This window comes from Pseudoalteromonas lipolytica (assembly GCF_003515105.1).
Lineage (GTDB): Bacteria > Pseudomonadota > Gammaproteobacteria > Enterobacterales > Alteromonadaceae > Pseudoalteromonas > Pseudoalteromonas lipolytica.
Genome location: NZ_CP032090.1, coordinates 1,915,238 through 1,926,882 on the forward strand (window position 1 = coordinate 1,915,238; position 11,645 = coordinate 1,926,882).

General features: G+C 41.5%; 11 protein-coding genes. 1 reads left to right on the plus strand and 10 read right to left on the minus strand.

The genetic code is table 11. From position 1 onward, the window contains the following. Positions 1-23: 23 nt before the first annotated feature. Positions 24-1,397: an NADP-dependent phosphogluconate dehydrogenase gene (gndA, locus tag D0907_RS08765; RefSeq protein ID WP_075593539.1), complete on the minus strand. Its 1,374-nt coding sequence runs from the start codon at positions 1,395-1,397 to the stop codon at positions 24-26. Positions 1,398-1,819: 422 nt separating this feature from the next. Here gndA and pyk point away from each other — a divergent pair, with 422 nt between their 5' ends. Further along, positions 1,820-3,253: a pyruvate kinase gene (gene pyk, locus D0907_RS08770; protein WP_036968210.1), complete on the plus strand. Its 1,434-nt coding sequence runs from the start codon at positions 1,820-1,822 to the stop codon at positions 3,251-3,253. A 63-nt stretch (positions 3,254-3,316) separates the two neighbouring features. On the opposite strand, the gene D0907_RS08775 is transcribed toward pyk, so the two are convergent. From D0907_RS08775 to infC, 9 genes are all read right to left on the minus strand, one after another. Next, the gene (locus D0907_RS08775; RefSeq protein WP_036968204.1) at positions 3,317-4,141 is read right to left on the minus strand and encodes a LytR/AlgR family response regulator transcription factor; all 825 of its coding nucleotides are present in this window, start codon (positions 4,139-4,141) and stop codon (positions 3,317-3,319) included. Continuing rightward, the gene (locus D0907_RS08780) at positions 4,138-5,211 is read right to left on the minus strand and encodes a sensor histidine kinase (RefSeq protein WP_036968201.1); all 1,074 of its coding nucleotides are present in this window, start codon (positions 5,209-5,211) and stop codon (positions 4,138-4,140) included. The genes D0907_RS08775 and D0907_RS08780 overlap by 4 nt, the downstream gene beginning before the upstream one ends. A 155-nt stretch (positions 5,212-5,366) precedes the next feature. Further along, positions 5,367-6,923, minus strand: coding sequence for a SulP family inorganic anion transporter (locus D0907_RS08785; protein ID WP_036968200.1), 1,557 nt, complete (start codon positions 6,921-6,923; stop codon positions 5,367-5,369). A gap of 164 nt (positions 6,924-7,087) precedes the next feature. Beyond that, positions 7,088-7,546, minus strand: a complete 459-nt coding sequence (locus D0907_RS08790; RefSeq protein WP_036968198.1) for an Lrp/AsnC family transcriptional regulator — start codon at positions 7,544-7,546, stop codon at positions 7,088-7,090. A 97-nt stretch (positions 7,547-7,643) separates the two neighbouring features. Beyond that, positions 7,644-8,285 carry an MBL fold metallo-hydrolase gene (locus D0907_RS08795; RefSeq protein WP_036968195.1) on the minus strand — a complete coding sequence of 214 codons (642 nt, stop codon included), beginning with the start codon at positions 8,283-8,285 and terminating at the stop codon, positions 7,644-7,646. 5 nt (positions 8,286-8,290) lie between these two features. Further along, complete coding sequence (locus tag D0907_RS08800) at positions 8,291-10,081, minus strand: M14 family metallopeptidase (protein ID WP_118844334.1); 1,791 nt, start codon at positions 10,079-10,081, stop codon at positions 8,291-8,293. Between the two features lie 199 nt (positions 10,082-10,280). Then, entirely contained in the window at positions 10,281-10,640 is a 360-nt protein-coding gene (rplT, locus tag D0907_RS08805; protein WP_036968189.1) for a 50S ribosomal protein L20, read from the minus strand. A 15-nt stretch (positions 10,641-10,655) separates the two neighbouring features. Next, positions 10,656-10,856 carry a 50S ribosomal protein L35 gene (gene rpmI, locus D0907_RS08810; protein ID WP_004587840.1) on the minus strand — a complete coding sequence of 67 codons (201 nt, stop codon included), beginning with the start codon at positions 10,854-10,856 and terminating at the stop codon, positions 10,656-10,658. A gap of 206 nt (positions 10,857-11,062) precedes the next feature. Continuing rightward, complete coding sequence (gene infC / locus D0907_RS08815) at positions 11,063-11,626, minus strand: translation initiation factor IF-3 (RefSeq protein WP_074989585.1); 564 nt, start codon at positions 11,624-11,626, stop codon at positions 11,063-11,065. Positions 11,627-11,645: the final 19 nt, after the last annotated feature.

Below are 11,645 nucleotides of genomic sequence, written 5' to 3' on the forward strand. Positions count from 1 at the left end.
ATGATGGTGAGTAATTCAACTCATTAACGGACTTTTTCGTCAATATCGACTAAATCAGTTAAATGGCAAACTTCACCACTGTGTGTTTTGATACCGTGCTCACCGAAGTAATCACGCTGTGCCTGAACCAAATGTCCATTGCTTGGTGTTGTAAGTGTTGCAATATACGTTTGTGTTGCAGTTAACACAGGGAATGCAAGACCAGAAGCAACTGCCGCCCCTGTCACTTTACGAAGTGCAGCTGATTCACGCTGCATAGAATCAATAAACTCTACGCCTTCAGCAACATTATCTAAGTAATCGGCACGAATAATACAACCCGCTCGCCACGTTTGTAACGTTTTAGCAAGATCAACTTTCCATTGGTGCGCACGTGATGCACCTTTGATAAGCGCAAGACCTTGACGGTAAGCCAGTAAACTTGCCAACGTAAACGCGTCTTTTAATTCTTCTAGGTCTAACTCAACAGTGTTAGTTGCTTTGGCTGCATAGGTCATTTCTTTTGCAGCATGCGTATCACATGTATTTGTTAAATGGCGAGCTTGTACCGCAGCAACCAGTGAAGGCACTGCAATGCCTAACTCAAGCGCATTTTGTGCTGTCCATAATCCAGTGCCTTTGGCCCCTACTTTATTGTCAATTAAGTCAACTAAAGGCTCACCTTCAGTTGTTTCAAGGCTAAGAATATGACTAGAGATTGATAGTAGGTAGCTATTTAATGTTCCTTCAGACCAATCATTAAAAATGTCGGCAACTTCTTTTGGCGTGCGATTAGTGCCCAAACGAAGCAGTTGATACATTTCTGCAATAAGCTGCATCAACGCATATTCGATACCGTTGTGCACCATTTTTACAAAGTGACCGCTTGCAGATTGCCCTACACGCGCAAAACACGACTCACCCTTGTAACTTGCTGCAACTTTTTCAAACCACGGCTCAACACGCTCCCAGCCGCCTTCTGAGCCACTGGCCATCATTGCAGGACCATGGCGTGCGCCTTCGGCACCCCCTGAGATCCCCATTGTGGCGAATTCAAATTTATTTTGGAACTTAAGTTTACGGCTAATACCGTCTTTATAGTTACTATTGCCGCAATCGACGATGATGTCATCACACTCGACGCCTGCTTCCGCAAGCTCAGTACATACTTTATCAACCAATTCACCAGCAGGAACTAAAAGTAAAATTGAACGAGGCGGCTCTAAACGTCTAACCATATCATTTAAATCAGACACAATATGTAAACGGTCTGCCAATCCGAGTGCTTTCGCACAGCTTAGTAACTCAGCACCCGCATCAGGGTTCTTATCGTACGCTACTAATGTCAGCCCTTTTTCAATCAGGTTGAGGGCAAGATTTTTACCCATAACGCCTAACCCTACTAATGCAACTTGCATTTAGTGTCCTCCTCGGTAACAACTATTGGTTAGTTAATCAAAATAAATACGCGCGCATTATACCCAAGCAGCCCAAAAATGCGAGCATCCAAGCCAACTTGGTAAAAATCAGTGTGTTTAAAAGCGACGTTGTTCAAATTATATCAAAATAACGCAGGCATCGGACCAGATTTTTATAATACCCATTTAAAAGTTAAGTGTATTGACGCTACCTGACACCGGTGTCATAATATCGTCATTCAATTTTTGTATTATGATTCAATAATACATGGATTCAGATACTCATAGTTAAAAAACACATTTTTTACCTATGAGTTCTACACCGTGCCGTTGTATAAGCCCATTAGCAAGGCTTTTAGCACGACTTTTTAATAGTAAACCATCAATTCGCTTAACATCGATTAAGCGCACAGGAGAATTTGATGCTAAGACGCACAAAAATTGTTGCGACACTTGGACCGGCAACCGATCGCGATAACAACCTAGAAAAAATTATTCGTGCAGGTGCAAATGTTGTTCGTTTGAACTTCTCACATGGCGTTGCTCAAGATCACAAAGACCGTGCTCAAGCTGTACGCGATATAGCAAAGCGTTTAGGCAAGCACGTTGCAATACTTGCTGATTTACAAGGTCCTAAGATTCGCGTTTCTACATTTAAAGATGGCAAAGTAAACTTAGAAGTAGGTGCTAAATTTACGCTAGACGCAAAAATGGAAAAAGGCCAAGGCGACGTAAACGCTGTGGGTATTGACTACAAAGAATTACCAAACGATGTAAAATCAGGTGATTTGCTACTGTTAAATGATGGCTTAATTCAACTTACTGTCGACTCTGTTGAAGGTGAATTAGTGCATACCACAGTCACTGTGGGTGGCGTGCTTTCGAACAATAAAGGCATCAACCGTTTAGGCGGTGGTCTAACGGCCCCGGCTTTCACCGAGAAAGACAAAGAAGATTTAATCACAGCAACCGAAATTGGTGTTGACTATATTGCAGTTTCTTTCCCACGCAGTGGTGATGACATGCGCTATGTACGTTCACTAGCCGAAGCGGCAGGTTCGAACGCGCAGTTACTCGCTAAAATTGAGCGTGCAGAAGCGGTTGAAACCGTTGAAGCAATTGATGATATCGTCCTAGCTTCTGATGCTGTAATGGTGGCGCGTGGTGATTTAGGTGTTGAAATTGGTGATGCTGCCCTTGTGGGTAAGCAAAAGCTTATTATTAGACGCGCTCGCTCATTAAACCGTACAGTAGTAACGGCAACGCAAATGATGGAATCAATGATCGATAACCCAATGCCAACACGTGCAGAAGTTATGGACGTTGCCAACGCAGTGCTTGATGGGACTGACGCTGTTATGTTATCAGCAGAAACAGCGGCAGGTGACTACCCAGAAGAGACTGTCGCAACCATGGCGCGTGTATGTTTAGGTGCCGAGTCACAAAAAGAAACGCACGTCTCTAAACACCGTTTAGATAGCCGTTTTTCTTCTAACGCTGAATCTATTGCACTTTCAGCCATGTATGCTGCTAACCACCTTGACTCAGTGAAAGCGATTATCACACTGACTGAATCTGGTAGCACGGCTAAACTTATGTCGCGTATCAGCTCTGGTTTACCTATTTATTCGCTGTCTCGTCATGCAAGTACATTAGGCCAAACAGCACTTTATCGTGGCGTTTACCCTGTATACTTTGACTCAACTAAATGTGAAAAAGACAACATGGTTCGTGATGCGTTAAACACGCTTGTTGAGCAAGGCTCTTTAGCCACAGGTGACACTGTAATATTAACTCACGGTGACGCTATGGAAACCATTGGTGCAACTAACACGATGAAAATTGTGACGGTTTAAAAACCAATATAACGAAAAAAGGCGCAAAATTAATTTTGCGCCTTTTTTGTTTAAAATAGCGTATCAGCTTGCCAGTGCTGCTTTTACTTTATCGCGATAACTGCGGCTTACTTTTAACTCTTGGCCATTATCGAGCACTAATAAGTACTCACCGCTGACTTGAGTAACAAGTTTGCTGATTTGTTTTGTATTAACAATCGCACTGCGATGTACTCGCACAAATAACTGGGGATCAAGCTCTTGCTCAAGCTCTTTCATTGTTTTGCGTAAAATATGTGTTTGCCCATCTTGGCAATGTAAACACATGTAATCACCAGCAGCGTCAACCCATTGAATAGTAACAACAGGCACACGGACTATTTCACCCTGCTCTTTTACAGCCAGTGACTCCGGATAACGACGGTCGGCTAAGCTATCACCTGTGGCCAGCTTTTTTAAAATCTCTTCGCAATTATTGCCTGTTATACCCGCGACAAAACTCGCTAGTTTTTTCTTATGGGCGTTATCTTGTTGCGTCTTTAAATAGGTATGCACTTTCTCTACCGCCTGTTTTAGTCTGTTGTCATCGACTGGTTTAAGAATATAATCCAATGCATGAATCTCGAATGCTTTTACAGCAAACTGATCAAACGCCGTTACAAATACAATTGCAGGTAAAGGGTTCACACTTTCGCTTAACGCACGTGCTACTTCAAAACCATTCATATTTGGCATTTGAATATCTAAAAAAACTAATTGGATGTTACCACTAAGGCATTCATCTATTGCCTCTTGACCATTGCTACATAAACGAATGACTTCTATGTCGTCAAACTCAGAGAGTCGAACCGCTAAGCCTTTCCTAGCTAATGGTTCATCATCAACGATCAAAGTTCTAATTTTGCTCATTTCTTAACAGCCTTTTCAAACGGAACACGCAGATTAACTTTTAATCCACTTGGCGAATTGTCAGAGAGTACAAACGAATAGTTGTTCTCATAAAGTGTTTTTAATCGGTCCTTTGTATTTGCTATGCCAACGCCTTGAGAATTAACCAGTTGACCATCTATTAACTCAGTACCAGGACCATTATCGCCTACTTCCAATAATAGTTCATTTGCAAAAACTTGTGCTTTAATATCAATCACTCCCCCCTCATTAAGCTGCGCTATCGCATACTTGATTGAGTTTTCAATAATGGGCTGGAGGATCAAACTCGGTACTAATGCCTCTTTCGCTTGCTCGCTAACATCAACATTGACCTGAAGACGCTCATCAAAACGTACTTTTTCAATCTCTAAATACAGCATGAGTGCGTGTATTTCTTGCTCTAGAGGCACCTTTTTAATGGGATCAGTATTGAGTGTGTAGCGTAAGAAGTCACTTAATTTAGAGACCATTAAATTCGCATCTTTATTCTCTTTCACCAAAATTAAGGTTGATATTGCATTCAGTGTATTAAATAAAAAGTGCGGATTAAGTTGGTAGCGCAGCATTTTTAACTGTGCTTCGTGCGCCATTGTTGTTGCTTTTAAGGCTTTTTGACGCTCACTTTGCAGTAGTTGGTAATACTTTATACCAAAATACAAACCACTCCAGCACAGAATAATATAGACAGAGTCTAATCCCTGCTGAAAATAATAAAACCATTCATTCGGCCGGTAACCGTGTCGATAAATTTCCCATAAGTTGAATTTTTGAACGACCGCCCATAACGTACCCGTGATATAGGATGCCCCAAACACAACAAGCATAAGAACCCATGGCGATGCATTCCAAACTTTGCGATACATATAACGCAGTGGTACTGTCATTAAACACCCTGCATAGGCGTTTAATACAATAACAAATACGTAAATATCACGCATTTCAAATACTTTTGAGCCGATATAATTCACCAACGCGTAGCCTATCCAGCCTGCTATTTGCAAAACCCAGAAGAAGCGTTGTCGATTATCAACTAATGATTGCCAATTCAAAATATCAAGTTACCTTTCGTCGTTATTTTTATTATACCGATAGTCACTCATGCAAAGCACTGCCACCTATCTTAATTTTTAATAGCCTTACCGCATTCTACAGGCATTAAAAAAGCGAAGACTTTGACGGCCTTCGCTTTTTAATCGGCAATTTATTACGCCAATTTATCAGAGGCTACTTTGTATTTAGGATCCTCAATCACGTTAACCTCGACAAGATCGCGTGCTTTATGAAGCAACTGAATACAATCTGGGCTTAAATGACGTAAATGTAATTTTTTACCCGCTTTAGCATACTTATCGGCTAAACTATCAATGGCTTCAATCGCACTGTGATCTGCCACTCGGCTATGTTTAAACTCAATAATGACGTCTTGGGGATCACTTTTTACATCGAATAATTCGGCAAAGTTTTTCACCGAGCCAAAAAACAGTGGGCCATGCAATTCATAGACTTTTGAGCCCTCTTGGTCGATATAGTTGCTTGTATAAATGTGTTTAGCATGCTGCCAAGCAAATACCAGTGCAGACACAATCACACCTACGCACACAGCAATTGCAAGGTCAGTGGCAACAGTCACACCAGACACTAATACAATCACAAATGCATCAGACTTTGGCACGCGCTTCATCATTTTAAAGCTTGCCCATTCAAATGTGCCTAGTACCACCATGAACATTACACCAACCAGTGCCGCCAGCGGGATCATTTCGATTAAGCCTGCTGCAAAAATAATGAAAGCCAATAGGAGTAAGGCTGCGCTAATACCTGATAAACGCGAGCGACCACCCGAGTTAATGTTAATCATTGATTGGCCAATCATTGCACACCCGCCCATTGCACCAAAGAAACCACAGGTTACATTAGCAGCACCTTGACCAATACACTCTTTATTACTGTGGCCACGCGTTTCTGTAATTTCATCTATAAGCGTGAGTGTTAACAATGATTCAATTAAACCAATTGCCGCTAGAATTAATGCATACGGAAAAATTATTTTTAACGTTTCAAGGGTAAATGGCACCATTGGAATATGGAATTGCGGCAGACCGCCTGCGATAGTTGCTTGCTCGTTACCCGTCATCCCTTTTAAGAAATCAAGCACAGTGCGTGCTTCAAGGTCAAACCCAATCACAATACCCGTCACTGTCACAATAGCAACTAATGATGAAGGTACCGCGGTAGTTAGCTTAGGTAAAAAGTGAATAATCGCCATGGTTAACGCGACTAAACCAAGCATTATGTAAAGCGCTTGACCTTCCATCCACTGTTGGCCGCCCATACCATCTGGTACTTTAAATTGACCTAGTTGGGCTAAGAAAATAACGATAGCAAGACCATTCACAAAGCCTAACATGACGGGGTGAGGTACCATGCGAATAAACTTACCAAGCTTAAATATACCTGCGAGGATCTGTAATATCCCCATCAATAATACCGTCGCAAATAGATATTCAACGCCATGGTCTAATACTAAACTTACCATTACGACGGCTAATGCGCCGGTTGCACCTGATATCATTCCAGGGCGACCACCAAAAATAGCCGTAATCAAACCAACAATAAATGCGGCATATAGGCCTACTAAAGGCTCTACATTAGCAACGAAAGCAAAAGCAACGGCTTCTGGCACCAATGCCAGTGCGACTGTCAGGCCCGATAATATATCGTTTTTAGCAGAGCTTGGCGCTTTGCTGAGTAAGTTAAACATTAAGATCCTCTTTCAAGTGTATGCATTTTGGCAAGGCGCAGAATTCTAGCAAAAACTGCCTACGTTAACAATCAGCAACAACCGTAAACACACAGACAACAAAACGGTTAGCACGCAAAAGCACTAACCGTTTGTCAATAAAAAGCTAAATGAAGAAGGTATAGTTAAAGAGGTAAAGATGTACTTCGCTTCACACAAGTCATCGTCACATTTGAGTGTACTTCTTGCACAAACTCAAGATTTAGAAGGTTATCGCGAACAAACTGCTCATACCCTTCAATTCCTTTAGAAATAATGCGCAGCATAAAGTCCATAGTACCCGCCATGCTATAGCACTCGGTCACTTCGTCGTAGCTCATGATTAAACGTTCAAATTCAGCTAAGTTTGTTCTGCCATGATTTGATAAGCGAACATGTGCATAAACCAACATATCAAAGCCAAGCTTTTTCTCATCAAGCAAAGCAACTTTACCTTTGATATAACCATCTTGTTCAAGTTTAGCGATACGACGCCAACAAGGAGATTGAGATAAACCAACTTTATCGGCAATTTCTGCCGTTGATAAGCTAGCATCCTGCTGTAATAATGCCAAAATTTGGCGATCTACTTGGTTTAGAGACATTTTATTTCTTTTTCTTTAAAAATACTGAGTAAATTATATAACTGATTTGAATGTCAGTCTGCCTATTTTCTATTATTTATGCGAAAAAAATGCAATTTTAGCCAAAGCGTCCACTAATAAATGGATTCGTTTTTCGCTCATGCCCTACGGTAGTGTTTGGACCATGACCAGGTAAAATGGCAACTTCATCTGCAAACGATAAAATTTCTGATTTAATTGATGCAAGCAGCTGCGCACTATCGCCTTTTGGAAAGTCTGTGCGCCCTACTGAACCTTGAAAAATAACATCTCCGACGATGACCTGCTGTGTCTCGTCATCATAAAAGACCACGTGCCCTGGCGTATGGCCTGGACAATGGCGCACCGATAACTGGCTATTACCCACGCTAATCACATCGCCATGGTTTAACCACTGTGTTGGATAAAAAGGTGAAATGGGTGCAAATCCGAACATTTGAGCTTGCATTGGCAGTGAATCAAACCAAAACTTGTCGTCAATGTGTGGACCAATAATGTCAACATTAAACTTATCGGCAAGCTGTTTAGCCGCACCAACATGATCTAAATGACCATGGGTTAGATAAATTGCAATTAATTCACAACCAAGTGAGGCAAGCTGAGCGCATAATTTTTCAGCATCACCGCCAGGGTCAACTAATGCTGCTTTATTCGTCTGCTGGCAAATAATTATGCGGCAGTTTTGTGCAAACCCCGTCACAGGGACTGTAATGACTTTCATCGTTTTTATCCTTGTTCAGGTGTCTCAAACGTCATTAAAATTGGGTATTTTAAATACGCTTGATCATAAAATGGGGTACGCTCATAAAGCCAATTCAGACGCGCTTCTGGATCATTCGCAAATTGTTTATCTTCACGAATTTTCTGATCAAACTCTAATGCAAGGGCCGGTTTTTCTTTTAGCATCTGACGAGCATATGGCATAAGCGCGTAATTTTCCATGTACTCAGTACGTTGAAAAATGGTGTTAAACTCACCCCATGAAAAAAATGAATCAGGGGCTTCAGGGTGCAGCAAATGTGTTGCCAATTCTGAGTAGGGTTGCGCCGTTGAGACTTTATACCAGCCCTGTACATCTACTTGCACAGGGGCATAGTCAAATTTGGCATCTACACGAAAACGCCCTTCAAAGGGAGCTTTAGCAAATGTATAGTCGACTACGCTTGCCTGTGTCATCACTGCCGTTGGCGTGTTATCAACCTGAGTAACGTCGATACCGTGTAACTTAAGTTTTTTGATTATATTGCTATACGCAGGTGGAATGTAAAACGCACGAGGAACATGAACCGTTTTCTTAACGTCTTTTTGCCAAAAAATCGGCAATGACTCATAGTTTTTAGCTTCACCGAGGTATTTAACTTCAGCTTGCCCTGTAAGCGCGCTTTCACTGCGTGAATAGGCAATGCCTTTAAATGCGATTGTGTCGGGTTGCTTTGCGTAACTACGCTCAACAACGAGTTGTCTCGGTTTAAAATCGAGCTCTTTTTTTACAGCGGCATTTAATGCTTTATCGTTAGCTGCAAGCGCATCAATAGCGCCGTCGATAAACACATAAGTGCCTAACACACGCTGCTTGTAAGGTTTTAAAGAGTGATTTTCAACTAAAATACTAGGCAATGAACGTAAGTCACCCCACCCATTCGAATAACGAGGTGTCGCAACCCATCCTGCTAAGCCTTTTTTGAAATCGCGCTTGTCCATAACAAACACCAATGGCCCAGGTATGTGCCCTGCTTTTTCTAATTTGGCATCAATGACAGGTTTAAACAGGGTGTCTAGCGCTTCTGACACACTTGGTGACTCACTTGAGAACACAGGATTGTACCCATACGTGACATCGTATTGGTAATCAGCGCCATCTGTTACATGTACATCAATATAAAGGTCGGGTTTGAATTGATTTATAACCTGCATAACCCCTTGTATTTCGGGGGTATCAAGCTTGGTATAATCACGATTTAAGTTTAAATTTAGACCGTTAGTTCTAAATCCCATTTCTGCTGGGCCGCGTTGATTTATACGGTTAAATTGGCTGCTACGTTCGTGACCATCTACATTCAGAATTGGAATGAACAGTATGTTTACTTTACTTAAAATATCACGACGCTTTCCGGTCGCAATATCACGTAATAGCATAAACATGGCATCTTTACCGTCAATTTCCCCGCTGTGAATACCCGCTTGAACAAAGATAGTTGGTTTGGTATCTGCAACAAGTTGTGTTGGCTCAAACAACCCTTGCTCATTAGCAACAAGCATTTTTATTGCGCGGCCACTGCTACTTGTGGCAATCGTTTTTACTTTAAATTGAGTAGGATTAGCCGCAACGAGTCGATCTACAAAAGCCATTGTGTCTGCATAATTTGGCGATAAGGTGCCATCACTTAATTCAAAATCAGTCGTTAATGGCCCTTTTTCTTGCATTAATGACACACTGTTACCTTGCCACGGTAACAAAGGAGGTAGGTGGCTGTCTAAAGTCACTACAGTAGATAAAAACACTAAACTGGCAAACATATCACTCTCAAGTGCGGTACTTATTCTATTAACGGGAATTATAACAACTAATTAGAATAGATTGCGTAAACTGCGGTGATTCAACAAAAAAATGGAGCAAATGACAGGACGTGATTATTTAAAGATTCACGGTTCAAGGAGTTCTAAGATCAAAAAAAGGAGCACTAGGCTCCTTTTTAAACTGTATCAAAAGCGAAAATTAAGCCGCTAGGCCTTCTTTAGCTTTTGCAACAAGCGCTGCGAATGCAACTTGGTCGTAAACAGCGATATCTGCAAGGATCTTACGATCGATTTCTACAGATGTCTTTTTAAGACCATTGATAAAACGGCTGTATGAAAGACCGTTTTGACGAGCTGCTGCATTGATACGTGCAATCCAAAGTTGACGGAAAGTACGTTTCTTAGCACGACGGTCACGGTAAGCGTATTGACCCGCTTTAGTAACTGCCTGGAAAGCTACGCGGTAAACACGTGAACGTGCTCCGTAGTAACCTTTAGCTTGTTTTAAAACTTTTTTGTGACGTGCACGTGCGATAACACCGCGTTTAACTCTTGCCATTTCTGAAGACTCCTATTAAGCGAATGGTAACATACGTGAAACTAGACCATGGTCATTCTTATGAACCATCATCTTAGGACGTAAGTGTAATTTACGCTTAGAAGTTTTCTTAGTCAGAATGTGACGAAGATGCGCTTGTTTACGCTTGAAACCGCCAGAAGCAGTTTTCTTGAAACGCTTAGCTGCGCCTCTGTGTGATTTTAGCTTGTAAGCCATTGCAATAACTCCAAATGTATTGCTCAACAATATGGCAAGCAGGCGAGAGATATAAATAGCTCTTCTTTCAAGGCCTAACTTACCGCCATTATCCGGTGAAAGCCCAGTACTAATGCACTGCAACTTTACTTAAACCGGTTATTTCAGGTGAACAGCAAGCTGTTACTTGATGACCTGAGATAAATTCGGTGCGTATTATCGCTTGTTTATTGCTTTTTAGCAATAGGTGCCATCATCATAACCATTTGGCGACCTTCAACACGATTTGGGAAAGATTCAACTTGTGAAACATCTTCCAAATCAGCTTTAACACGATTTAATAATTCAATACCAATTTCTTGGTGAGCCATTTCACGACCACGGAAACGAATAGTAATTTTAGCTTTATCACCCGCTTCTAAGAACTTACGCAAATTGCGAAGCTTAACCTGGTAATCACCTTCATCCGTGCCTGGACGGAATTTGATTTCTTTCACCTGGATTTGCTTTTGCTTTTTCTTTTGTTCTTTTAGTTCTTTGCTTTTCTCAAAGATGAACTTACCGTAGTCCATAACCTTACAAACAGGTGGCTCAGCATTAGGACTGATTTCTACAAGATCTACACCCGCATCATCAGCCATAGCTTGCGCCTCTTTTAATGACACGATGCCAGCTTGCTCGCCGTCAATGTCAATTAAACGAACTTCTTTAGCTGTAATATCTTCGTTGATACGATTTTTTTGAGCTGTTTGTTGCCCTTTCTTGCCGCCTCTAATGGTACGATCCTCCAAGAATATAAAATAAAAAGCG